Here is a 24,537-nt window from a genome sequence, read left to right as displayed (position 1 = left end):
GAACATGACCATGAAACTCTACCGCCACCCGCTTTCGGGCCACTCGCATCGCGCTCAGCTCTTTCTGGCTCTGCTTGGCGCGCCGCACGAACTCGTCGATGTCGACCTGATGGCAAGGGCGCACAAGGCGCCGGATTTCCTCAAGCTCAACGCCTTCGGTCAGGTCCCTGTGCTCGACGACGACGGCACCATCGTGACGGATTCCAACGCCATCCTCGTTTATCTCGCCAAGAAGCTCGGTCGCACCGACTGGCTGCCGGAAGACGCCGTCGGTGCGGCGAAAGTGCAAAAATGGCTTTCGGTCGCCGCCGGCGAGATCGCCTACGGACCGGCCGCCGCACGGCTCGTCACAGTCTTCGGCGCAAACCTTCGCCCCGAAGAGGTGATCTCCCGAGCGCATCGCATCCTGGAACTGCTCGACGCAGAACTCACTGAGCGTGATTTCCTTTTGGGCAGCCGGCCGACCATCGCCGACGTCGCGCTTTACAGCTATGTCTCCAGCGCGCCCGAAGGAAATGTCGACCTCGGCAACTATGCCAACGTGCGCAACTGGCTGGGGCGGATCGAAGCCCTGCCCGGTTTCGTCGGCTTCCAGAAAACCGCAGCGGGCCTTGCCGCATGATTGTCCTGCCAGGGCGGACTGCTCCGCCCTGGCCTTTCTCATCAGAAAGGAAGCCACCGATGCTGGAGAAGATCGAGCCGACCCACGCCGCGTCCCCCTGGCATGAGGGCGAACTTGCCATTCAACGCAGCCTCGGCGTTGTCGACCGCATGGACGCGCCGGGCCGCAATTTCGTTCGTTCCTTCATGCCCGAGCAGCACCAGCAGTTTTTTCCGATGTTGCCCTTCATCGTGCTTGGAGCCGTCGATCCCGCCGGCGATGTCTGGGCAAGCCTGCGGGCGGGTGAACCGGGCTTCATGCAGGCGCCGGACGCACATGCCCTCAATGTCCAGCTGCCACGCGACCGAAACGACCCGGCCGACGGGGGCATGGAGGATGGCGCCGCCATTGCCGTGCTCGGCATCCAGTTGGAAACGCGGCGCCGGAATCGGTTGAACGGCACCATCCGACGGACAGCGGACGATCGCTTTGTTGTCGCCGTCGGCCAGAGCTTCGGCAACTGTCCGCAATATATCCAGTTGCGGGATTTTTCATTCACGCGGGAACCGAACGCTCCACCAAAGGCGCCCCCCGTTCACCTCGACAGTCTCGATGCGCGCGCGAAAGAAATCATCGCCAACGCCGACACATTCTTCGTTGCCTCCTATGTCGACCGCGACAATGGCGAGCGTCAGGTCGACGTCTCGCATCGCGGTGGCAAGACCGGCTTTGTCCACGTCAGCGAGGATGGCGTGCTGACGATCCCTGACTTCGCCGGCAATCTGTTCTTCAACACACTGGGCAATTTCATGCTCAACCCCAGGGCAGGCCTGCTCTTCGTCGATTTTGCGACCGGGGACATGCTACAGATGACGGGCGAGGCCGAAGTCATCCTCGCCTCGCCGGAAATCGACGCGTTCCAAGGCGCCGAACGCCTCTGGCATTTTCGACCGCGGCAGGTGATCTACCGGCCTGATGGTTCGCCGCTTCGCTGGTCCTTCGGGCAGGCAGGCTGGTCGCCCAATTCGCTGATGACAGGCGATTGGCAGCAGACGGAGGACCGTCTGCGCGCCGCCGCCCGCGCCGGAGAATGGCGGCCATTTCGGATCGTGCGTACGAGGGACGAGAGCGCGACCATCCGCTCGCTCTACCTGGAGCCGGCCGATGATGCCGGTCTGACATCGTTTCATGCCGGCCAGCATCTGTCGATCCGGCTCAAGGCGGAAGGCAAGCCGATCGTTCGCAGCTACACGCTTTCGGCCGCCCCCTCAGACGCTGCCTACCGCATCAGCGTCAAGCGTGACGGCGCCGTCTCCTCCCTCCTGCATCGCCTCAGCTCCGGTGATGTCATCGAGGCCCGCGCGCCGGCTGGCAGTTTCGTCATCGACGCGAGCGAGCGGCGGCCGGCGGTGCTGCTTGCCGCCGGCGTCGGCATCACGCCGATGATCGCGATGTTGCGCCACATCCTCTATGAGGGCTTGCGCAAGCGGCGCATCCGCCCGACATGGCTGTTCCAATCTGCCCGCAGTCTCGATGAACGCGCCTTCGACCAGGAGATCACTTCCCTTGTCGATGCCGGCCAAGGCAAGATCCACCTGACGCGCGTGCTCAGCCAGACGGATGGCGCAAGCAAGGGCGAGAACTACGACGCCGCCGGGCGCATCGACCTCCCGTTGTTGCAATCAACACTGCCCTTTGACGACTATGATTTCTATCTCTGCGGCCCACGGGCTTTCATGCAATCGCTCTATGACGGGCTGCGGGCGTTGAACGTCGCCGACGCCCGTATCCATGCGGAGACATTCGGCCTGTCGTCGCTGACCCGCAACCTCGACGCAGGATTGCCGACGGTGTCGAAGCCGCCTGCCAACACATCGGTCCGCGTGATTTTTACCGACTCCGGCAAGGAAGCCCGTTGGCAACCGGGCGAAGGTACCCTGCTCGAGCTGGCCGAAGCCCGCGGCCTTTCGCCCGAATATGGTTGCCGCAACGGCAGTTGCGGCAGTTGCAGCACGCGGGTTCTGGAAGGCGAGGTCGCCTATCCCCAGCAACCGTCCTTCGAGGTCGGCCAAGGCGAGGCATTGATCTGCTGCGCCGTTCCGGCGGAAAATGACGGGCAGGCGCTCCAGTTGGCCGTCTAGACCCGCGGCACCGGGGCGCCCGACGACGGGTCAGGACCGTAGCGGCGGGCCATTCGGAGAATCGTGCAAGAATGCCGGAGTGCTGTTCTACCGCTCCATCGACCGGAGAGCGCATGGTGACTTTCAGAACCGGGGACGCCCCGGCCCATCGCGAAAGGAACCAAGCATGTCCGAGCTTCAAGGAAAAGTCGTCGCCATCACCGGCGCCAGCAGCGGCATTGGCGAGGCGGCCGCCCGATATCTGGCCGCCGCCGGTGCCCGCGTCATTCTTGGCGCCCGCCGCACCGATCGTCTGGAAACCCTTGCCGGCGAAATCCGCGCCGCCGGCGGCACCGCCAGCTTCAAGGCGCTGGATGTCACCGACCTTGCCAATATGCAGGCCTTCGTAGCCCATGCCGTTTCCGAGTTCGGACGGCTTGACGTCATCGTCAACAATGCCGGCGTCATGCCGCTGTCGCCACTTTCGGCCCTCAAGGTCGACGAGTGGAACCGGATGATCGATGTCAACATCCGCGGCGTGCTGAATGGCATCGCCGCCAGCCTGCCCGTGATGACCGAGCAGGGCAACGGCCAGATCGTCAACCTGTCGTCGATCGGCGGTCACGCCGTCTCGCCGACCGCCGCCGTCTATTGCGCCACGAAGTTCGCCGTCCGGGCGATTTCCGATGGCCTTCGCCAGGAAACCGATCGCATCCGCGTCAGCGTGGTCTCGCCCGGCGTCACCGAATCGGAACTGGCCGACAGCATCTCTGACGAGACTGCCCGCGGCGCAATGCGCGACTTCCGGCGCATCGCCATCCCGGCCACCGCAATTGCCCGGGCAATCGCCTATGCCATCGAACAGCCCTCAGATGTCGATGTCAGCGAGATCATCGTGCGCCCGACGGCAAGCCCGCACTGATCAGGAACAAATGGAGCGCTCGCAGATGAGCCGCGCTTTTCGAACATGGGTGGTATTGGGTCTCTTCCTTTCCGCCCCGACGCCAGATCCGTCATCCGCACAGGAGAAAATCATGCAACAGGCGCCGCATCCATATGTCGGCATGTGGGTTACCGAAGACGGCCGTATCCGCCACCACCTCCTGCCTGATGGCCGCTATGACGAAGCGCGAGGCAAACGGCAGAGCGCCTATCAGGGCCGTTACTGGGTGACCGGCAATCATATCGACTATGTCGACGATACCGGTTTTACCGCCGACGGCGATTTCATCGACGGTGTGCTCTATCATGCCGGCATGATCCTGCGCCGGGAAGACTAGGCCAAGGGGCAGCGGCGGCTGGTGGCATCCGCCGCTGCCGCACCAATTATCCCGTTGAACTTGCGCCCGGAAAAGGTCAGCCTCTGCCGGACGCCAATCCCGCATAAAGGAAAACGGCCTTGGGCGATCTCGATGAATTCCAGCACCTGATGGAGCGCAACAGCGGCATCGACGGCGTGCTGTCGACGGCGATACCGCGCCTCATCCTGATCCGATCGTCGAGCCCGACCGAGCCGATCCATACGTTGCATGAACCCGCCGTCTGCTTCATCGCGCAAGGATCCAAGCAGGTGATGCTGGGCGAGACGGTCCACACCTACGATCCAAACCGGTATCTCACCGTTTCCGTCGACCTGCCGGTCATCGGCCAGGTCATCGACGCGTCACCGGAAAAACCCTATCTCTGCCTGCGCCTCGACCTCGACCCGACGATGCTGAGTGCATTGGCGCTCGAGGCTGGCCACTCGCCGATCGATGGCGGCGTGCCCGGACCCGGGCTGTTCCTCAGCGACACCACCGCCGAGCTGCTCGACGCGATCGTCCGGCTGCTGCGCCTGCTCGACCGGCCGGAGGAAATCGCCGTGCTGGCGCCGCTGGCGGAACGCGAGATCCTCTACCGTCTGCTGATGGGTGAGCAGGGTCACCGACTGCGCCAGATCGCCCGCTCCGAGAGCAAGCTGACCCAGGTCAACCGCGCGATCGACCTCATCAAACGCGACTTCCGCAAGCCGCTGCGCATCGAAGATCTGGCAGCAAAAGCCAATATGAGCCTCTCGTCCTTTCATCAGCATTTCAAGGCGGTGACGTCGATGAGCCCGCTGCAATATCAAAAGCAGCTCCGGCTGCAGGAGGCTCGACGATTGATCCTCAGCCAGGCGATCGATGCGGCCACGGCCGGGCATCATGTGGGCTACGACAGTCCTTCGCAGTTTTCGCGCGAATACGCCCGCCTTTTCGGTGCGCCGCCGCTACGCGACATCGCGCGGCTGCGGGCTGCACCTTCCTATCTGCTTGAGGCCTGAATCGCTTCAGGTGCTGGAACCGCGCCGGCACTTTGGCTATTGATAACGCAGACTGCGCCAAGCCACCGGCAGCTCCAGAGCGGGACCCGTTATGAACGACCAACAGATCCGCGACATCATCCTCTGGCTGTCGGAAGAGGGCCTCAAGGGCCTGCAAGAACCCGAGATGCTTGCCGGCTTCTGCGAGCGCTGCATTGCCGCGGGCATGGACATTGCCCGTGGCCAGGGGCTGATCGACACGTTGCATCCGGAATTCGAGGGCCGGGCCTTCCAGTGGAACCGCGAAAGCGACGTGGCGCCGGAGGTCGTGCAATATTCCTCGACCACCGGCGGAGAAGCGCAGGCGAATTGGCATCGCTCGATCTTCTACCACATGCTGACGGCGTGCGAGCCGGAGCGGCGCGTGCGCCTCGCCGACGAGCGCTCGGTGCAATATCATGTGCTCGACCGCCTGAAGGCGGAAGGCCACACCGATTGCATCAACATGATCCATCACTTCACCGACCAGGGCCGCGTCGGCGAGATGGATTGCTTCTATTCCTACTGGACCACACGCCGGCAAAGCGGCTTTGCCGAAGAAGAAATCGCCGCCCTTCGCATTCTCCTGCCGACCCTTGCGCTGGCGGTAAAGACCACGTCCTGCGTCCGGATCATCAGCACACTCGCCGATGTCTATCTCGGCGCCGATGCCGGCCGGCGCGTGGTCGAAGGCAGCATCGTGCGCGGCGAGGCCGAGCGCATCGAAACCGTCATGTGGTTTTCGGACCTGCGCAACTACACCCGGATCTCCGACACAGCCGCCCCGGAAGACATCATCCCCTTCCTCAACGACTATGCGGGCATGGTCATCTCAGCCATCCACGATCACGGCGGCAGCGTGCTCAAGCTGATCGGCGACGGCGTGCTTGCCATCTTCAATGCCGACGAGCCAACGACTGCCTGCGCCAACGCGACCGCCGCCGAGCGGCAATTGCGGCGCATGCTGGTGGCGCTGAATGCGCGCCGACAAGAGGAGGGAAAGCCGACAACCGACGTCTATCTCGGCCTGCACATCGGCGAGGTCTTCTACGGCAATATCGGCAGCCAGAACCGTCTCGACTTCACCGTCGTCGGCCCCGCGGTCAACGAAGTCAGCCGTATCGCCTCGATGTGCCGCTCGGTCGAACGACAGGTGATCATGTCGGCGGATTTCGTCGAGGCCTGCCCGCCTGAGCTTCAGGCAGACGCTGTTTCGCTCGGACGTTTTGCTCTGCGGGGGATTGCCCGAGCAAAGGAACTGTTCACCTGGGATCCGGAACTGCCGACGGATTGATGCACATTATCGATCGCAACCCTCGGCGAACACGCCAGCCAGCCAGTCGATGAAGACGCGCACCCGCGGCGAAAGCTGGCGGTTGCGCGGATAGAGCAGGAAAACCGGCGTCGGCGTCGGACGGCAGTTTTCAAGCACCTCGACCAGCGTACCCTCGTGGAGATCTCGCTCGACATGGTAACGCGGCACCTGAATGAGCCCGAGCCCCAGCCTTGCGGCAGCAACGAAGCTTTCGGCGGCGTTAACCGCGACCGTCACCGGCAGTGCGACATATTCGACCTTGCCCCCAATCTGGAATTCGAGCGGTATCGGAGCGCCTGAAGTCGACGAACGAAAGCCGACCATGCGATGCCCTTCCAGGCTATCGAACCTTTCGGGCCTGCCGTGGCGGGCGATATAGTCGGGTGACGCACAGGTGATCTCATCGAGCATCGTCATGCGCCGCCCGATCATCTCGCTGTCCTGCGGCTCGCCGACCCGCAGCACACAATCGATGCCTTCCCGAATGAGATCGACCAAACGGTCGCCCTCGCTCATGTAGAGTTCGATCTCAGGGTAGGTCGCGAGAAAGGCGGGCAGGCTCGGCAGCACGAAGTGGCGTGCCAGCGTTCCATGCACGTCGATGCGAAGCAGGCCTTTGGGCCTGGCGCCGGCAAAGGCGCCTTCGGCATCTTCGATATCGTCGAGAATGGAGATGCAGCGCTGGTGATAGGCAGCACCGTCCAATGTCGGGCTAACATGGCGCGTCGTGCGCTGCAGCAGGCGAACACCCAGCCGTGCTTCCAACTGCTTAACCGCATCGGTCACCGTCGAGCGCGGCAGGCCAAGATCATCAGCGGCTTGCGTGAAACTGCGCCTTTCAACGACGCGCGAGAACACGCGCATGGCATCGAACCTGTCCATTTGTTCGTAATCTCCGGATTATGTTGCCGGATTATGCATGATTATCCGAGTCACGAAAGACGTCATCTTCTCCTCACCAACAAGCCAAGCGCTTCACAACGAAGGAGAAACATCATGCAGGAACACACCAACAGGGTCGCCATCGTTACCGGCGCCTCGCGCGGCATCGGTGCGGCGATTGCCGAACGCCTGGCCGCCGACGGTCTCACGGTCGTCATCAACTATGCCGGTGACGCCGCTTCCGCCGAGAAGCTGGCACGAAAGATTGAGGAGAAGGGTGGCCGCGCCCTAACCGCCAGGGCCGATGTTGCCGATCCGGAAGCGGTGAAGCGCCTGTTCGACGCAACCGAGGCTGCGTTCGGCGGCATCGACATACTGATCAACAACGCTGGCGTCCTGAAGACCGCCGCTCTTGCCGAAACCAGCGACGAGGAATTCGACCGTCACTTCGCCATCAACACCAAGGGCACCTTCAACACCCTGCGCGAAGCCTCAAAACGCATGCGCAGCGGTGGCCGCATCGTCAACTTCTCCTCGACGACCCTCGCCCTAAACCTGCCGGGCTATGCGGTCTACAACGCCACCAAGGCCGCAGTTGAAGCGCTAACACACGTTTTTGCCAAGGAGCTTCGCGGCCGCGACATCACCGTCAACGCCGTGGCGCCAGGTCCGATTGCGACCGATCTGTTTCTGTCGGGCAAGAGCGAAGAGCTTGTCGCCCAGTTTGCCAAGATGCCGCCGCTTGAGCGGCTCGGTCAGCCGGACGACATCGCCAGTGTCGTCGCCTTCCTTGTCGGTCCCGATGCCGGCTGGGTCAACGGTCAGATCCTGCGCGCTAACGGCGGCGTTGCCTGACATCCGCGCCCATCCCCTCCCGTACCCCTTTTCGAACGAAGGAGCAGAACCATGTCTTCCGTCATTCTTGTTACCGGGGCCGGCTCCGGCATCGGCAGGCTTTCCGCCGAAGCACTTGCCCGCGCCGGACATACCGTCTACGCCTCGATGCGCGGCATCGACGGCCGTAACAGCGACCGCGCCTTGGAGATGCGCGCCGCCGCCGAGCGCGGCGGATACGATCTGCGCCCGCTCGAACTCGATGTGTTGTCACAGCCCTCCGCGGACGCCGCCGTTGCGACGATCATCGCCGAACAGGGCGGCATCGACGTCGTCATGCACAATGTCGGTCACCTCGTCATCGGCCCGACCGAGGCGTTCACGCCGGAGGAACTGGCCAAGGTCTTCGATACCAACCTCTTCGGCGTGCAGCGGGTCAACCGCGCCGTGCTGCCGGAAATGCGCAAGCGTGAACACGGGCTTGTCCTGTGGATCAACAGCACCACCACCAAAGGCGGTTTCCCGCCCTTCCTCGGACCCTATGCAGCTGCCAAGGCGGCGATGGATTCCCTTGCCGTTACCATGTCCTACGAACTGACGCGTTTCGGCATCGAGACCTCGATCGTCGTGCCCGGCGCCTTTACCCGCGGGACCAATCATTTCCCGACCGCCGGGCGCCCAGCGGACGAGGAAACGGTCGCGGCCTACGCCCGCTATGACGGTCTCCTGGACCAGGTCGGCGAGCGCCTGAGCGAGTTGACGCCGGATGATGCCGATCCACGGGCCGTTGCCGACGAAGTCGTGCGCATCGTCGGCCTGCCGGAGGGATCGCGCCCCGCGCGATCGGTCATCGATTTCGTCGGAGACGGTGCTGCGGAAGTGATCGAGGTCGCCGAACGCATGCGCATCGACTTCGCCCGGCGCATCGGCATCGCCGACCTGCTGTCGATCGAAAAGACCCAAGCCTGACCTTGGCTGTCCGGTGAAAGCGCCCATTAAACCCATTTCGAGGATATGTCATGGCCGCGCAAACAGAACCAACCGGCCGAGCGCCCTCCGCCTGGAAATTCAATCTGCTGACGCTCGTGGCGGCAACCACGGCCGCCGTCGCTGCCACGACTTCGGCAAGCGTCGGCTGGCCCGTCTGGGCGATGTTCATGGGGTGGGTCGCGTTCTTTACCCGCGGTCACACGGCACGTGAGGCATTGACCAGCTACATCTGCCTTGCCGTCGGCATCGCCATCGGCATGGCTGCGGCCCTCGCGCTCCGGGCTTTGATGCCTGCAATGGGGGCGCTGGCCTTCGGGCCGGTCGTCTTTGTCGTCGCGATGATTGTGGTGTCCTTACGTGCAACCGCCCCAGTCAACAACGTGCCTGCCTATTTTCTTGGCCTGATCATTCTTCGCGGCGCATCTGGAGCCCGGATGGCTCGCGTTTTGCGAACTGGCTGGTGTCGCCGGCCTCGGCTGCGCGGCCGCATGGGCGGCGCATCGTCTGCAGGGGGCCATCGGGCGCTGACCACCACGGCTCCGGCGCAAGCGCCGGGGCTTTCCCTTGCTGGCCGAGCGATCAATACGAAAGGTCGAACCGTCCGTTCGAATTACTGGCTTACTGCACCGGCGGAAAGCCGGGACTGGTGGCGCTGCCAGAGTTCGGCCTGTACCTCGGCCTGAAATGCCATGACCTGCTCACGCATTTCCGCATCGGAGCAGCCGAGCGCAAGCAACTCGTCAGCAAGTGCCCGGCATTCCCGCCGCCAATATTGCACGGCGTCGTCACCATGGAGGTCTTCGAGTTCGGCAGCACAGATGCGAATGGTGCTCAGTCTTCTTGCCATCGGAAACGGGACGACATCACGTCCGCCAAACACCGCCGCTTCATCTGATCTATCGCCTGCCATTGCTTCATTCGCTCCCCTGCTGATTCCCTCTTCTACGGAGCTTATGGTTAACGTTTTCTTCCCTTTCCCACGTTCCGTCTCATCCGGGGATTACATGCCCGGGTTGGTGCGCTTTGTGACAGCATCAATTCGCTTTTTCGGTCGCATATCTGTTGGCTTCCGGGTAGAAACATGACATTTGAACTCAGATTTTACGGCCGTTCCCAAGCGGCTGCCCATGTGAGTGCGGTTGTCATGTTGAAGCGCTTCTTCGCGTTCTACCGGCCCTATGGCGGCCTCTTCATTCTCGACTTCACCTGCGCGGTGTTGTCCGGCCTGCTGGAGCTCGGCTTTCCGGTCGCGGTCAAGCTGTTCGTCGACCAGCTGCTGCCGAGCCAGGAATGGACACTGATCCTGCTCGCCTCCGTCGGTCTTCTCGTCGTCTATCTCGTCAATACCGGCTTGATGGCGACGGTCACCTATTGGGGACACATGCTCGGCATCAACATCGAAACCGATATGCGCCGCATGGCTTTCGATCATCTGCAGAAGCTTTCCTTCAGTTTCTTCGACAACCAGAAGACCGGGCATCTCGTCGGGCGCCTGACGAAGGACCTCGAAGAGATCGGCGAAGTCGCTCATCACGGCCCCGAAGACCTTTTCATCGCGATCATGACCTTCATCGGCGCGTTGCTTTTGATGATGACGGTGCATTGGCAATTGGCGCTGATCACGGCGGCGGTCGTGCCGATCACCGCCTGGGTCACCAGCCGCTACGGCGGCCGGATGGCCAGCAACTTCCGCAACCTTTATGGCCGCGTCGGCGACTTCAACGCCCGCATCGAGGAAAATGTCGGCGGCATCCGCGTGGTCCAGGCCTTCGTCAACGAAGAGCACGAGCGCAACCTGTTCGAGACCGACAATCAGAACTACCGCCAAACGAAGCTCGAGGCCTACCGCATCATGGCCGCCAGCACCTCGCTCAGCTACATGAGCATGCGGCTGACGCAGTTGATCGTAATGATTACCGGCAGCTACTTCGTGCTGACCGGACAATTGAGCAATGGCGGCTTTATCGGCTTCCTGCTTTTGGTCGGCGTCTTCTTCCGCCCGGTTGAGAAGATCAACTCGGTCATCGAGACCTATCCCAAGGGCATCGCCGGCTTCAAACGCTTCATCGAGCTGATGGAGACCGAGCCTGACATCGAGGATCGTCCGGGCGCCGTCGACGTGTCCGGCCTGCGCGGCGACATCACCTATCGCAACGTCTCATTCGGCTACAGCCCCGACAAGCCGACCATCGCCAACATCGACCTGACGATCAAAGCCGGAGAAACCGTGGCCTTTGTCGGCCCCTCGGGCGCCGGCAAGACGACGATCTGCTCGCTGCTGCCGCGGTTCTACGAGGTCGCCGAAGGCAGCATCACCGTCGACGGCGTCGACATTCGTGACATCAAGCTCGCCTCTCTTCGCGGACAGATCGGCATCGTGCAGCAGGATGTTTTCCTGTTCGCCGGCACAATCCGCGACAACATCGCCTATGGACGTCTGGGCGCAAGCCAAGCCGATATCCTCGATGCCGCTCGCCGGGCCAAACTCGACGGCATGATCGCGGCTCTGCCCGACGGCATGGACACGGTCATCGGGGAGCGCGGCGTCAAGCTATCCGGCGGTCAGAAGCAGCGCCTGGCAATCGCCCGGATGTTCCTGAAGAACCCGTCAATCCTGATCCTCGACGAAGCCACATCGGCGCTCGACACGGAAACCGAAAAGGCGATCCAGCAATCGCTTGCCGAACTTTCCAAAGGTCGAACCACACTGGTCATCGCCCACCGCCTGGCGACGATCCGCGATGCCGACCGCATCATCGTCGTCGACACGAACGGCATCAGCGAACAAGGACCACACGACACGCTGCTCGCCGCCAAGGGCACCTATAGCCGGCTTTATCACGCCCAGGCCGGATTGCGTTGAGGCCGGCGCAGCGCGGTTGCACTTGCGTTGACGGAGCGGTAGGTACGAAGCCGATCCGCCCGTCCGGGCGGCAGGTTTCCTTCCCGACCGACTGGCCCCATCGACTGGGCCTACCGACTGGCCCCACCGACTGGCATTGCGCACCATGAACACCCTGGATCTTCCCGCCCTCGAACGAGCCGTGCTCGCCTTGCCGCAGCAATACAGGGGGCCCGGCGGCGTCGTCGGTGTCGTCAGGGACGGCGAGGTCATCCTCAAGCACGTCTGGGGCTATGCCGATCTTACGGCGCGCAAGCCGATGACGGCAGGCACGCTGCTGCCGATCTGCTCGATCAGCAAACAGTTCACCTGCGCGGTGTTGCTCGACACGGTGGGCGATCCCGCCAAGCTCGATGGCGCACTCGATGCCTACCTGCCGCTGATCGAAGGCAAACGTCCGAGCGTGGCGCATCTCTGCCACAACCAGTCTGGCCTGCGCGACTACTGGGCCCTGACGGTGCTGCAGGGCGCCATGGCCGACGGCGTCTTCCGCCGTGAGCACGCCCGGCCGCTGCTGTCGCGCGCCCGCTCGACGCATTTCGAGCCCGGCACGCGCTATTCCTATTCGAACGGCAACTACCGTATCCTGGCCGACCTCATCGAAGATTTTTCGGGTCGATCGTTGTCCGAGCTCTACGACCGCAGCACTTTCGGTCCGGCCGGCATGACCACGGCCGCCCTCACCCCCGATACCAGTATCTCGCCGAACGGCGTGATCGGCTACGAGGGCAATGAGACCACAGGCTATTTCGAGGCGACCAACCGGATCTACTGGGCGGGGGATGCCGGTATTTCGGCGACGCTTGACGACATGCTCGCCTGGGAGCGCTTCATCGATCGTACGCGTGACGACGAAGCCGGCCTCTACCGCAGGCTTTCCGCGCCGCAGACCTATGCGGACGGGCGGGCAGCAACTTACGGCTTCGGCCTTGCCCACGAACGGATCGGCGACGTCGCGATCACCGGCCATGGCGGCGCCTTGCGCGGCTTCCGCAGCCGTCGCCTTCATGCGGCCAGTGAGCGCCTCTCGATCGTCGTGATGTTCAACCACGAGGCCGACGCCCATGCCGCGGCGACGGCACTGATGAAGGTCGCGCTCGGTCACCGCGATGCCAAGGCGGCAGCCGGCGACTGGAATAGCGAACAGTTCGGCACCTATCTCGAACCGGAGACCGGCCTGGCGCTGTCGACGCGGCCGTTGGGATCGGGGTGGCTTGAACTGCGCTTCGCGACGGCAGGAGAATCGCTGCAGATCGCAGCGGACGCTATCGCCCGCTCCGGATCGGTTTCGTTGACGCCGAACGGCACCGGCCTGCACATGGAGCGTGAGCGCGAGAACCTGCAGACGACGGCCGAGAGGGTTGCCGGCAAGGCAAAGCCTGACATAGCCGGTCGTTACCACTCCGCAGAACTCGACGCCGATATCGAAATCGTTTCCACCAACGGCATCTTCTTTGCCGGTTTTAATGGCATGCTCGGCAAGGGTGCGATGCATGCGCTGCGGCCGTTTGCCGATGATGTCTGGCTGCTCAGCTGCAAGCGCTCGATGGACGCGCCGGCGCCCGGCGACTGGACCGTACGGATCCACCGCAACGGACAGGGCGCCGTTTCCGGCCTGACGATCGGATGCTGGCTTGCCCGGCAGATCGACTATATCAAGGTCGACTGAACGACGGTTCCGAGGCTTCGCGACAGGCGCCGGCAGCCAGAGATAGATGGAGACGACCCGAAGTGAGGCAGAAACGGCCGGCAGCAGGACGAGGCGAAGGCACTGGACGCATGACCGGCGACATCGGCAAGCGCGTAACCATCGCCCGTGCCCTTTCCAAGCTTGGCTACTGCTCGCGGACGCAGGCGGAAAAGCTGGTGCTTGAGGGCCGAGTCAGCATCGGCGGCCGCAAGACCACCGATCTAGCCCAATGGGTCGATATCGAAAAAGACCGCATCGCCGTCGACGGCAAGGCCGTTCTGGCGGAAGACAAGATCTACCTGATGCTCAACAAACCGCGTGGCCTGGTGACGACACGGCACGACCCGGAGGGGCGCCCGACCGTCTTTGATTGCCTGAGCGAGAGCGATGCACAGTTCCTCTCGCCGGTCGGTCGGCTGGACAAGGCGAGCGAGGGCCTGCTGCTCTTCACCAACGACACCGTGCTCGCCCAGCGCCTGCTCGACCCGGAAACCCATCTCGGCAAGGTCTATCATGTCCAGGTACCGGGCGAGATCGGCGACGCCAAGCTCCGGTCGATGGTCGACGGCGTCGACGAGGGCGGCGAGCATTTGCGCGCTGCGCGCGCCGGACAGTTAAGAGGCGGCGAGAAGAACAGCTGGATCGAGGTCGAGCTGCACGAAGGGCGCAATCGCCAGATCCGCCGCATGCTCGACGTCCTCGGCTTCGAGGTGCTGCGGCTCGTGCGCGTCTCGATCGGCGACATCGCGCTCGGAAAGCTTGCGAAAGGCGCGACGCGTCCGCTGACAACAGACGAAGTGCAGTATCTGAGGCAGCGTACGGGACAGCAATAGCCGCCGAACGGCCGTTCGCGGGCAGCGTCGCCACGACCGCGGTGATCCGCGGCGCCCGCAATGGGTGGAAATCCACCCACCAAGCGAGCCTCTTGTTTCCGAATCCACCCAAAACCAGACAACCGTCGGCAGAAATGCACGGCAACGCACGGCGAACCCGTTGTCTGTGCTAAGATTGCCTCTGCAAATGGGTCAACCAGAATCGGCATGGGAGGAGCCTTGCCGGCTGGTCGATATTTCATCCGGGAGGAAAAGATGAAAACCCTGAATGCGCTTCTTGGCGCCGTTGCCGCGCTGTCCCTGTTTGCCGCTTCCGCCAATGCGCAGACCTATCCCGAACGCTCGATCACCATGGTCGTTCCGTTCTCGGCCGGCGGCCCGACGGATACCGTCGCACGCCTCGTCGCCGAATCCATGTCGAAGGATCTCGGCCAGCAGATCATCGTCGAAAACGTCGGCGGCGCCGGCGGCACTTTGGGCGCCGGTCGCGTTGCCCAGGCCGATCCGGATGGCTACACGGTACTGCTCCACCATATCGGCATGGCAACCAGCGCCACGCTCTACCGCAAGCTCGCCTATGACACGCTGAACGCGTTCGAGTATGTCGGTCTCGTCACCGAAGTGCCGATGACGATCGTCGCGCGCAAGGATCTCGAGCCGACCGATCTCAAGGGCCTCGTCGAATACGCAAAGGCGAACAAGGACACGGTCACCGTTGCCAATGCCGGCATCGGCGCTGCCTCGCACCTCTGCGGCATGATGTTCATGAGCGCCATCGAAACGCCGCTGACCACCGTTCCCTACAAGGGCACCGGTCCGGCAATGACCGATCTGCTCGGCGGCCAGGTCGACATCATGTGCGACCAGACCACCAACACCACCAAGCAGATCCAGGGCGGCACGATCAAGGCCTATGCCGTCACTTCGCCTGAACGTCTCAAGGTCTTCCCGGACTTGCCGACGACAACGGAAGGCGGCCTTCCGGGGCTGCAGGTCGGCATCTGGCACGGTGTTTATACGCCGAAGGGCACGCCGGCCGAAGTCAACGAGCGGCTGTCGAAGTCGCTGCAGGTGGCTCTCAAGGATCCGAACGTCGTCGCCCGCTTCGGCGAACTCGGCACGGTACCGTCGAGCGAAGCCGATGCCACCCCGGCAGCGCTGAAGGCTAAGCTTGAAAGCGAAATCACCCGCTGGAAGCCGGTCATCGAAGCCGCCGGCCAGTACGCCGACTAAATTGAGACGCTGCCCGCCACGATTCTTAAGCCTACGCCGACTGGATCGTGGCGGGTTTGTCGCCTGAGGCAGGGCATACGGCATCGCCGGAGGGTAATCGCGCCGGCCGTCGGCTTCGGTTACACTTCAAGGTGTCATCCGATCGTCAGTCGCAAGACGTCACTGGCAACTGGCAGTCCGAGCTTGAGTTCGACCCTTCCCGGTCGGCGCTCAGCCAAAAAAAACCAAATGGGGACACGATGAAATCAATCTCCTTCGACACCACCAATGCGCTCTGTGGCGGCCTCCTGACGGCCGTCGGGCTGTTCTTCGCCTGGCAGGCCTTCAACCTCGAGCTCGGCACCGCCTTCCGCATGGGCCCGGGCTATTTCCCGCTGGTGCTCGCCGTCATCCTGACGCTTCTCGGTATCGTGATCCTCGTTCAGTCGACCCGGGTCCAGGGAGAGCCGATCGGGGCTATCGCCGTGCGCGGCATGTTGTTCATCCTTCCGGCACCGATCTTCTTCGGCCTGACGGTTCGTGGTCTGGGCTTCGTCCCCTCGCTGTTTTTTACGGCACTCATCGCCTGCTTTGCCTCCGGCCGCATGAAACCGTTGACCGCCATCGCCCTGTCGCTGGCGCTGACGGCTTTTTCGGTCGCGGTCTTCAGCTACGGCCTCGGCTTGCCCTTCCAGCGCTTCGGCCCCTGGACCCAGTACTAGGAGAGGGATGATGGATCTATTCAGCAATCTTGCACTCGGATTCACCACGGCCGCCTCGCCGGAAAACCTGCTCTTCTGCCTGATCGGCGTTCTGCTCGGCACGCTGATCGGCGTGCTGCCCGGCATCGGCGCAACGGCGACCATCGCCATGCTGCTGCCGATCACCTTTCAGCTGGAGCCGGTCTCCTCGCTGATCATGCTCGCCGGTATCTATTACGGCGCACAGTACGGCGGCTCGACCACGGCCATCCTCATCAACATGCCAGGCGAATCCTCGTCTGCCGTCACCGCGATCGACGGTTACCAGATGGCCCGCAAAGGCCGGGCCGGTGCCGCACTGGCAATCGCCGCGCTCGGCTCGTTCTTCGCCGGTACGGTCTCGACCTTCCTGGTCGCGGTGTTCGCCCCGCCCCTGACCGAGATCGCGCTGAAGTTCGGCGCGGCAGAATATTTCTCGCTGATGATCGTCGGCCTGGTGTCGTCGGTCGCGCTGGCACACGGATCGATCGTCAAGGCCTTGGCGATGGTAGCGCTCGGCCTCTTGCTCGGCCTCGTCGGCACCGACATCTACACCGGCACGCCACGCTTCACCCTGGGGATCCGGGAATATTCGGACGGCCTGAACTTCGTCGCCCTGGCGGTCGGCGTCTTCGGCATCGCCGAAATCCTGCGCAACCTCGAAAACGAGCGCACGCGCGAAGTGCTGATGGCCAAGGTCACGGACCTGATGCCGACGCGCGACGACTTCAAGCGCATGGTCGGCCCGGTTCTGCGCGGCACCGCGATCGGCTCGGCGCTGGGCATTCTGCCCGGCGGCGGCGCCATCCTCGCGGCCTTCGCCTCCTATACCGTCGAAAAGCGCGTCTCCGACCGACCGGAAGAATTCGGCCACGGCGCCATCGCCGGCGTCGCCGGCCCGGAAAGCGCCAACAACGCCGGTGCCCAGACCTCGTTCATCCCGCTCTTGACGCTCGGCATCCCGGCAAACCCGGTCATGGCACTGATGATCGGCGCGATGATCATCCAGGGCATCGTACCCGGGCCCAACGTTGCAGCAGAACAGCCGGCGCTCTTCTGGGGCATCATCGCCTCGATGTGGATCGGCAACCTGATGCTGGTGGTGCTGAACCTGCCGCTGATCGGGCTGTGGGTGCGGCTGTTGAAGATCCCGTATTATGTGCTCTTCCCGATCATCATGGCGTTCTGCTCGATCGGCGTCTACAGCGTCAACTCCAACGTCTACGACCTCTATGCCGTCGCCTTCTTCGGCCTCGTCGGCTACCTGCTCTTGAAGCTGCGCTGCGAACCGGCTCCGCTCCTGCTCGGTTTCGTGCTTGGTCCGTTGCTGGAAGAAAACCTGCGGCGGGCGATGATCCTGTCGCGCGGCGATCCGACCACCTTCGTTACGCGGCCGATCAGCGCGATCCTGCTGTTGATCGCAGCCATGGTGCTGGTGGTGGTGTTCCTGCCGAGCGTCAAGGCCAAGCGCGAGGAGGTTTTCGTCGAGGAAGAATGATAGACGGGATGCGGCATTCTGCCCCTGCGCGGTTTGCCACATTGAGGTTTGTCAATAACGTCGCCTATCCCTGAGCCATCAGATTGGCACAGGGATAGGCAAACCGAATGAAGCCTTGCACGAGGATCAGAATGCAGCAGGTCATGCGCATGTTTTGCGCAATAGCCGTGCTGCTTCTCGGCTTCGCGCACCCGGCGCCCGCAGGGGCAACAGCGCTTTCCGCGACGGAGCGGGCACAGTTCGCGCTGCCCGACGGTTCCCTGCCCGACCTCTGCCTGCCCACAGCCGCCGACGACGACGGCAACGGCAAACAACTCTCCCACAGTCACTTCTGCGGCGCCTGCCGCGTCTTCTGGGCCCACTTGCCGGCACCTGCCGATTCTTTGCACTCGATCGCGCGCAAGAGTGAAAAAGTGCTGCCGCCGGAACAGCCGATTGCATCCGCGAGGTCACAGCTCCCGCCCAATGCCAGCCCACGCGGGCCGCCAGCATCGAGCTCCCACGCCTGAGCCCCTGTCACGACCGATCGTGACTGACCGCTGATGTCTGATCTCCGACGCGTCGCTCAGCGACGATGCCGACGAGATCGCAATACGGATCGCCACCATGCCCGATACGATCACTTTCGCGGAAACAACACTTCCGCCCCCGCCAACGGCGGCCTTTTCGACGACCAAGCTCTCCCCCAACCGGCAGCGACTGGTAGGAGAGCACGCCACTCTGCTCTTCCAGGGAGGGCGAAACCGCCAACTCTATCGCGTCGTCGACGGCTGTGTCGCGCTGTCGCAATTGCTCGACGACGGCCGTCGCCAGATCACCGACGTGCTCGGCCCGGGACGGCTCTTCGGCTTCACCCATGACGGCCGCAATATCGCCACCGCCGAAACATTGACCTTCGCCCGGATAGAGACGCTCGCCGCCAGCCAGGTCGAAGACGGCGACCACGGGCCGGCTGTCGCCGCCGAACTTAAGGCGACGCTGCACCGGATGCAGGCACACGCAACCCTGCTCGGACGTAAGACAGCGACGGAGAAGGTTGCCACGGCGCTCATCGATCTTGCCGACCAGTTCGCATGGCGCGGTCGCGCCGGAAGCGCCGCCCGGTTCAGCTTCAACCTCTATCTCTCGCGTGCCGACCTGGCTGACTGGCTGGGCCTGACGGTCGAGACCGTCAGCCGCTGCCTCAACCGTTTCAAGCGCGATCGCCTGATCGACTTCAACCATCCGAAGACGGTGCGCATCCTCGACGAGCAGCAATTGCGGACGATGGCAGGGCTTATGCGCAGGGACTGACCCTCGCACGAGTGCAGCGATCCCAACAGTTCACGGCGGGCTTGGCGTCCGCCCCGAAAGAAAGGTTTGAAAACAATGATTGCGAAAATAGTCTATCGCGTGCCGGTGTTCGGCTGGATGCTCAAGGAAGCGGCGCAGGGTTCCGGCACCGCCAAGGTGCTGTTTCTCATCAACTGTATGCTGATCTGGCTGCTGGCGATCATTGCCTTCGGCTATCCCGCCATCATCGTCCCGGCGCTGGTCCTGGTGCCGACGGTCTTCGTACTCCTGATCCTGATCACCACAGGCTAGCGGGCGCCGATCGCGTGAACCTGTGGCGCCTGCTTCCAGACCCAAATGCCGACACCGGATCATCGCTTAGACTTTTCCTCGGCGATTTCGCCAGCCAGCGTGATCAGATGGTTTTCGCACACCGCATTTACCAGCGCGTGAAGTACCTGCGTACGCTCAATTAGGAAGGAAAGCGCCTCTTCGCTTATCTGGTAATGGCTGGAATACCGCGCCTTCACATAGGCCTCATTGATTGTATTGAACCAGGCCGAGTAGCGCTGCCGGTCTTGTGGCCAGGCGTCTGCGAGTCGACGGTCCAGATCTTCTGCAAAACCGCGCAGGGAACGCAGGTTGTGGGTTGGCGGACCATAATTCCTTTAGAACAAGAAGCACGGTTGAGTAGGCGTGCTCGATCGCCTGATGCAATTCGAATGCGGCATGGTTGGGGCGACCGCCCTTCCAATGAAATTCAGCACCTATCACGAACCCTTCTGCGTGCGGAAAACGGCTCTCGAAGTGCCCGTGGGCGATCCTGAACTGCTGTTCAAGACTGATAGGCCTCGGTTCCACCAGCGGCTCGTTATCGAGCTCGTAAAGGACAATGCCTTGCTGGCGAATGTCGCAGAAGAAGTCCTTTCCGCGCCTGAACTCCTCGTTCACCTCACGGCGAGAGTGCACGATGAAGGACACTTGCATGCCCTTCAGGATGCGGTCGTTAAGAAGCCGGTCCGCAGCGTTGTTCCAATACGCGGTGAAATCCGTCAGCTTTCGATTGTTGACGATCACCAGCAGGTCGTAATCGGAGCGATAGCCCTTGCCGATGTGCTCCTCATCCACCCAATCGCCGCGCGCATAGGAACCAAATAGGATCACCTTGAGGATCCGGCCTTTTTTCTTGAATTCCGCCTCGCCTCCCGCCAAGGCGTCCGCGAACTCCTCGCGCAGGATCTCCATCGCTCGGGTAAGCTGCTGCCGCTTCGGCTCGGGCAAGTGATCGAGGCTGGATTTCATCATTTTTGGAAAGAACTTTCGCTTCGCGGGCGATAGGCCCACCCGATTTTAGCCGGTCAAACGGAGTGCGCAACCCAGACGGGTCGAGTTCCCCCCTTCATCAACAAACAGTCAGTCCTTCGCGTGGGGATCCGTCGGTCGAGTTGATGATAACTTGCCCAAAGGTCCCGGCGAATTCAACGAAGCAACCGTAACGATTTCTTCGCAATAGCTTCACAATCGGCGGCCTAGAGCGCTTATACTCGCGCGCGTGTTCCAATCGATACATGGCCTTTATCAACCAAAGACAGCGACTGCTGATTTGACGATGATCCCACCATCCGGACTTCTGCGCAGTTGACGGCCGGTAGCGGCGCGAAAGACTTGCAGCAATTGCAGCGCCGGCGGCACTCGTGACCAAAGGGTTTTCATGCGCTCCTTGCCATTTCGGCTTTTTCGCACAGCCTGGCCAGTCACAATGCGCTGCGACCAGCGGAAACCGATCTCGTGGAAATACAGGTCGGCGTGCTGCGGGCTGATATGATGAAAGACGCCGGCAATTGTGCGACGGACGCGGGAATTGAAACCCTCGACCGAATTGACATGGACGGCGTCGCGAACGTATTCGCGGCTGGAATGCTTCACGGTGTCATGCCTGGCATAGTTCTCGCCAAGGGCTATGAACGCTGCCGCCTCATCGCTCATCAAGTAGGCGTCGGGGTCGATCTGCGCTTCGGCCGCGCGCGCCGCTGCACGTAGCGAAAGACCAGTCACCACCGCAGCACGCGCGTCACCGGCCGGAGTGCCGGGTGTGACGTCATCTGGTCGCTGCACGATCACCATGACAGGCGTCTTCTGGGTATTCGGTAGACCTTTTCGGCCTCGTCCAGGCGGTGGATCGTCCGGATTTATTCTCGGTCGCCCACCGAGATGAAAATGGTCGATCTCCACCGTGCCATCGAGCATGTGCTCGCGCGCCGCCATGAGACGCAGCGCGTGTCCCATCCGCCAGGCCGTGGGTTGGCTCACTCCCAGAGCCTCGGCCAGGCGCACCGAGGACAAACCTTTATCCGACTGCAGCATAAGCCACATGCCCTTCAGCCAGAGGCTCAAAGGTAGTTTTGTGGAATGCAGAGGCGTGTGGGTCGTCACCGTGAACTGGAACCGGCAATTGCCGCTGGAACATTGATAGAGACCCGGACGCGCACGCCGCTTGCCCATATCGCGCCCGGCTATCGCGATCGAGCGCTTGTAACCACAGGCAGGGCAAACTCTCCCAGCCGGCCAAACCATGCTTTCCAGCAATCGCCGACACTGCTCCTCATCGCGAAAGGCCACGATCATATCTTCCGCGGTCCGAATGTTGGTAAGCGCTGCAAGCATCGTTTCCGACATTCTCATCTCCCTCGGATCATGCCCGAAGAATCGCATGGCAAACCTTGGATAGCAAGGATATTGCTGTCTTTGGTTGATAAAGGCCCGATACATTTATGCGATCCTAGGGGTACAAAAAGAGAACGCCACCTGTGCAAGGCCAGCGTGGCGTGAAGACAGACTACCGGCACTGCCCCTATCGGTTCTTCCAGGATCAGCGAGCGCGCCATTGTCCGCAATATACTGCGCTCATACATCGAATATCGTCTAACGGATTGCTGGGCTCCAGGTTCGGGGCGATGGCGCATTCGCCCGATCGTGAAGGCACCGGCACGGAAATCCAGGGCGACAGCTGCAACTGGCCGAACGTCGAGCTTGCTTCGATTCCCTGTACCGCCTCCCTGGCCGAACTGGACATGCAGTTTTACTGGCGGGACGAGAACGGTGGCCGGATGCTTACGCTTAGCGTTGTGAACAGGTGCTTGCGGATCCGGCAGTGCAGTGACCACCTACCGTTATGGTGTTGTTCGCTGTCCTTAAATTGTTGCGCCGCGATGGCCAACGTTGAACGTCGCAGAAGTCGCGCGCCAAGTGACGGTCGATCCGGAGGAGAAGCAAGAGGCTAAACTACTGCGTCTCCCAGAGCACGATTGTTTTCGGCTGTAGCTACGAATATTGTCGGCTCTTCACGGTAGGCAGCAGCCAATGAGGCAAGGTTTTGACAGGCACACCACGGATCGCATTCTTCGGCCCGACGAATGTTTTGAACGCACATTTGCTCCACAGTGCCTCGCGGGCAGGCATTAGGCTTACGGCCGTTGATAGCAGTGCTGCGATCAGCGACGGATCCTCAGATGAAGGATTTGAGTATCTGGTGTTCGCACCTCGATTTTTTTCCGACAGGTCCGTAATTGCCGAACAATCCGGAGCACAGCTAGAGACTGTATTTGAAGAGGTTTTTTGGAGCTTCTGGCGTTTCGTAAAGGAGTACATGCCTCGTCTCCGCGAGGGCGGAAGGCTCGTTGTTCTTTTGCCCAATGAAGTTGCCCTTGAGGTTCCCGGCCGCTCGGCCGCCGCCTCGGCAACGGCCGCGACCAGAGCCATGTTGAAAGGGCTCTCTCTTGAGCTCGAAGACGGCGGGATTTCAGTCGTGACCATCCTTTTGTCGACACAGGACTGCCTCGCGATGGAGGTGAACGCTTCAGCCATTGGCGACGAGGACGATCAAAAGCGTCGCCTGGAGAACATCGCTGATGCAATGCTTGAAGTGCTTTCCAGCACGACGCCATACAATTGCGTCTATTTGTAGCCGAACGGCCGAGAGGCCTGAGGCGAGCAGACGAGACACTCCGCTCTGCCCGCAGTGCGGAGCCTACTCTTAAGGTGTGGGCGTCGCAGTGAGCCTTTCCAGCTTCTGCAGCGCCGGTGCGCTCAGTGCACGTGCAACGGCTCCAGCAAGCTCAGCGTCGCCCGTTTGAATTGCGCGAATGATAGCAGCGTGAGCTTTCTGATCTGGTTCAGGCACCCAACCAACGAGAGTCGATTGGATCGTTTCTAGAATAGCGGAGCTGAAGAAATCGTAGAGTTCGATCAATGCCCGATTGCCTGAAGCTTCGACAACCGACTTATGGAACGCCACGTCGCGACGGACAAATGCTTCAGCTCCACCATCCGCCACCGTTCCACGCGCAGCCAGGAGCTCGGCCATATGGTCCAAGTCGCACTGCGTGTGTCGCAAGGCCGCCAGTCGTGCGGCCTCCACATCTAGTGCAGTGCGCGCTTCCCACAAATCCCGAAGTCCCGAACTCTTGATGCGGACGAGCGCTTGTGCCGACGTGAATGTCGAACGGACATAGGTGCCTGAACCTTGGCGCGTTTCAAGCAGCCCCTGTGAAACCAGCGCTTTTACCGCCTCGCGGACGGTTCCCCGACTGACACACAGCAAACCACAAAGATCCGATTCGTTCGGAATGCGCTCGCCGATAGTCCAACGCCCATCGGCTATGGCATAGCGCAGGCTCTCTGCGGCGCTGTCTGTCAAGTTTGTTCTTGTAGCAGGCTGCATTCAATCCCCCCTCAGTGACAGAGCCCTCTACGCGGGTCTCGCTTCGTGCGGTCGCCTCCCTTCGACGGCCGCATATAAATTCAGATACCGCATTGCAAATCATACTAACATATATACGATAGAACCATTATAGACTGCCAAGGGAGGAGAACCGAAGTGTGGACCTATTTGTCAGAACTCGAAACGGGCGTCGCCGTTATCTCAGTGATCATGCTTTTCGCAGGAATACTGACGCCATGGCTGGTTAAGGAATGCCTAGCCGACCAAGATCATCAGGGCGGAGGAGACTTCCTGATGATACACGCCTAGCCGCATTGCGGCGCGGGTCATCTTTCAAGCTTGCAGAGCAATCGAGTATATCAAGGCATATTCATGGCAAAGATCAAGGTCGCCAATCCGGTCGTCGAACTCGACGGCGATGAGATGACCCGCATCATCTGGCAGTTCATCAAGGACAAGCTGATCCATCCCTACCTCGACATCGATCTTGAGTATTATGACCTCGGCATGGAAAACCGCGACGCCACCGACGACCAGGTGACGATCGATGCAGCCAACGCCATCAAGAAGCACGGCGTCGGCGTCAAGTGCGCCACGATCACCCCGGA

24 protein-coding genes and 1 pseudogene are annotated in these 24,537 nt (G+C 61.9%); 20 read left to right on the top strand and 5 right to left on the bottom strand.

Annotated elements, in window-relative coordinates; genetic code table 11:
- Positions 1-10 precede the first annotated feature (10 nt).
- From C6558_RS33765 to C6558_RS33740, 6 genes are all read left to right on the top strand, one after another.
- A complete protein-coding gene (locus C6558_RS33765) occupies positions 11-622 on the top strand; it encodes a glutathione S-transferase family protein (protein WP_025429913.1) in 612 nt (203 codons plus the stop codon).
- Positions 623-681: 59 nt separating this feature from the next.
- Positions 682-2,742: a pyridoxamine 5'-phosphate oxidase family protein gene (locus C6558_RS33760; protein ID WP_084815066.1), complete on the top strand. Its 2,061-nt coding sequence runs from the start codon at positions 682-684 to the stop codon at positions 2,740-2,742.
- 166 nt (positions 2,743-2,908) lie between these two features.
- A complete protein-coding gene (locus C6558_RS33755; protein WP_057213277.1) occupies positions 2,909-3,643 on the top strand; it encodes an SDR family oxidoreductase in 735 nt (244 codons plus the stop codon).
- 10 nt (positions 3,644-3,653) lie between these two features.
- On the top strand, positions 3,654-4,001 hold the full coding sequence (locus C6558_RS33750; protein ID WP_107028379.1) for an Atu4866 domain-containing protein: 348 nt from the start codon (positions 3,654-3,656) through the stop codon (positions 3,999-4,001).
- 119 nt (positions 4,002-4,120) lie between these two features.
- A complete protein-coding gene (locus C6558_RS33745) occupies positions 4,121-5,023 on the top strand; it encodes an AraC family transcriptional regulator (protein ID WP_245449263.1) in 903 nt (300 codons plus the stop codon).
- A 91-nt stretch (positions 5,024-5,114) separates the two neighbouring features.
- Positions 5,115-6,335 (top strand): adenylate/guanylate cyclase domain-containing protein, encoded by a 1,221-nt coding sequence (locus tag C6558_RS33740; protein WP_057206035.1) that lies wholly within the window; start codon positions 5,115-5,117, stop codon positions 6,333-6,335.
- Positions 6,336-6,341: 6 nt separating this feature from the next.
- Here C6558_RS33740 and C6558_RS33735 read toward each other — a convergent pair whose 3' ends face one another.
- Positions 6,342-7,238, bottom strand: coding sequence for a LysR family transcriptional regulator (locus C6558_RS33735; protein WP_107028378.1), 897 nt, complete (start codon positions 7,236-7,238; stop codon positions 6,342-6,344).
- A 114-nt stretch (positions 7,239-7,352) separates the two neighbouring features.
- On the opposite strand from C6558_RS33735, the gene C6558_RS33730 reads away from it, so the two are divergent.
- From C6558_RS33730 to C6558_RS33720, 3 genes are read left to right on the top strand one after another with little or no spacing between them, the layout of a single operon-like run.
- Positions 7,353-8,093 carry an SDR family oxidoreductase gene (locus C6558_RS33730; RefSeq protein WP_025429906.1) on the top strand — a complete coding sequence of 247 codons (741 nt, stop codon included), beginning with the start codon at positions 7,353-7,355 and terminating at the stop codon, positions 8,091-8,093.
- A gap of 51 nt (positions 8,094-8,144) precedes the next feature.
- Positions 8,145-9,041 carry an SDR family oxidoreductase gene (locus C6558_RS33725; RefSeq protein WP_107028377.1) on the top strand — a complete coding sequence of 299 codons (897 nt, stop codon included), beginning with the start codon at positions 8,145-8,147 and terminating at the stop codon, positions 9,039-9,041.
- 50 nt (positions 9,042-9,091) lie between these two features.
- Positions 9,092-9,745 carry a DUF1097 domain-containing protein gene (locus C6558_RS33720; RefSeq protein WP_199197101.1) on the top strand — a complete coding sequence of 218 codons (654 nt, stop codon included), beginning with the start codon at positions 9,092-9,094 and terminating at the stop codon, positions 9,743-9,745.
- On the opposite strand, the gene C6558_RS41200 is transcribed toward C6558_RS33720, so the two are convergent.
- Complete coding sequence (locus C6558_RS41200) at positions 9,673-9,909, bottom strand: DUF6074 family protein (protein WP_245449265.1); 237 nt, start codon at positions 9,907-9,909, stop codon at positions 9,673-9,675. The genes C6558_RS33720 and C6558_RS41200 overlap by 73 nt on opposite strands.
- 297 nt (positions 9,910-10,206) lie before the next feature.
- Here C6558_RS41200 and C6558_RS33710 point away from each other — a divergent pair, with 297 nt between their 5' ends.
- The 9 genes from C6558_RS33710 to C6558_RS33670 all read left to right on the top strand — a co-directional run bounded on the left by C6558_RS33710 (position 10,207) and on the right by C6558_RS33670 (position 19,521).
- Positions 10,207-11,925, top strand: coding sequence for an ABC transporter ATP-binding protein (locus C6558_RS33710; protein WP_107028376.1), 1,719 nt, complete (start codon positions 10,207-10,209; stop codon positions 11,923-11,925).
- Positions 11,926-12,070: 145 nt separating this feature from the next.
- Complete coding sequence (locus C6558_RS33705) at positions 12,071-13,633, top strand: D-aminopeptidase (RefSeq protein ID WP_084815064.1); 1,563 nt, start codon at positions 12,071-12,073, stop codon at positions 13,631-13,633.
- Between the two features lie 62 nt (positions 13,634-13,695).
- On the top strand, positions 13,696-14,487 hold the full coding sequence (locus C6558_RS33700; RefSeq protein ID WP_025429900.1) for a pseudouridine synthase: 792 nt from the start codon (positions 13,696-13,698) through the stop codon (positions 14,485-14,487).
- 255 nt (positions 14,488-14,742) lie between these two features.
- Complete coding sequence (locus C6558_RS33695) at positions 14,743-15,720, top strand: tripartite tricarboxylate transporter substrate-binding protein (RefSeq protein ID WP_025429899.1); 978 nt, start codon at positions 14,743-14,745, stop codon at positions 15,718-15,720.
- A 239-nt stretch (positions 15,721-15,959) separates the two neighbouring features.
- Positions 15,960-16,421: a tripartite tricarboxylate transporter TctB family protein gene (locus C6558_RS33690; protein ID WP_107028374.1), complete on the top strand. Its 462-nt coding sequence runs from the start codon at positions 15,960-15,962 to the stop codon at positions 16,419-16,421.
- A 10-nt stretch (positions 16,422-16,431) separates the two neighbouring features.
- Positions 16,432-17,937, top strand: a complete 1,506-nt coding sequence (locus C6558_RS33685; RefSeq protein ID WP_025429897.1) for a tripartite tricarboxylate transporter permease — start codon at positions 16,432-16,434, stop codon at positions 17,935-17,937.
- Positions 17,938-18,068: 131 nt separating this feature from the next.
- Positions 18,069-18,446 carry a hypothetical protein gene (locus C6558_RS33680; RefSeq protein ID WP_107028373.1) on the top strand — a complete coding sequence of 126 codons (378 nt, stop codon included), beginning with the start codon at positions 18,069-18,071 and terminating at the stop codon, positions 18,444-18,446.
- A 97-nt stretch (positions 18,447-18,543) separates the two neighbouring features.
- Positions 18,544-19,230 (top strand): Crp/Fnr family transcriptional regulator, encoded by a 687-nt coding sequence (locus C6558_RS33675; protein ID WP_107028372.1) that lies wholly within the window; start codon positions 18,544-18,546, stop codon positions 19,228-19,230.
- Between the two features lie 75 nt (positions 19,231-19,305).
- Positions 19,306-19,521, top strand: a complete 216-nt coding sequence (locus C6558_RS33670) for a hypothetical protein (protein WP_107028371.1) — start codon at positions 19,306-19,308, stop codon at positions 19,519-19,521.
- 59 nt (positions 19,522-19,580) lie between these two features.
- On the opposite strand, the pseudogene C6558_RS33665 reads toward C6558_RS33670, so the two are convergent.
- Together C6558_RS33665 and C6558_RS33660 are read right to left on the bottom strand one after the other, a co-directional pair.
- Positions 19,581-20,511 (bottom strand): annotated as a pseudogene (locus C6558_RS33665) (nucleotidyltransferase and HEPN domain-containing protein).
- Positions 20,512-20,787: 276 nt separating this feature from the next.
- Positions 20,788-21,885 (bottom strand): IS1595 family transposase, encoded by a 1,098-nt coding sequence (locus C6558_RS33660; protein ID WP_107028370.1) that lies wholly within the window; start codon positions 21,883-21,885, stop codon positions 20,788-20,790.
- Positions 21,886-22,582: 697 nt separating this feature from the next.
- Here C6558_RS33660 and C6558_RS33655 point away from each other — a divergent pair.
- A complete protein-coding gene (locus C6558_RS33655; protein WP_146160942.1) occupies positions 22,583-23,173 on the top strand; it encodes a hypothetical protein in 591 nt (196 codons plus the stop codon).
- Positions 23,174-23,242: 69 nt separating this feature from the next.
- Here C6558_RS33655 and C6558_RS33650 read toward each other — a convergent pair whose 3' ends face one another.
- Positions 23,243-23,929, bottom strand: coding sequence for a FadR/GntR family transcriptional regulator (locus C6558_RS33650; RefSeq protein WP_107028368.1), 687 nt, complete (start codon positions 23,927-23,929; stop codon positions 23,243-23,245).
- Positions 23,930-24,301: 372 nt separating this feature from the next.
- Between C6558_RS33650 and C6558_RS33645 the strand changes: the two genes are divergently transcribed.
- The coding region (locus C6558_RS33645; RefSeq protein ID WP_245449261.1) for an isocitrate/isopropylmalate family dehydrogenase at positions 24,302-24,537 on the top strand (236 nt) is incomplete at its 3' end.

It is taken from the genome of Ensifer sp. NM-2, from assembly GCF_003024455.1.
In the GTDB taxonomy this organism is placed as follows: Bacteria; Pseudomonadota; Alphaproteobacteria; order Rhizobiales; family Rhizobiaceae; genus Ensifer; species Ensifer canadensis.
Note: the sequence above shows the minus strand (reverse complement) of the source record. Positions and strands in the feature narration are given on the sequence as shown.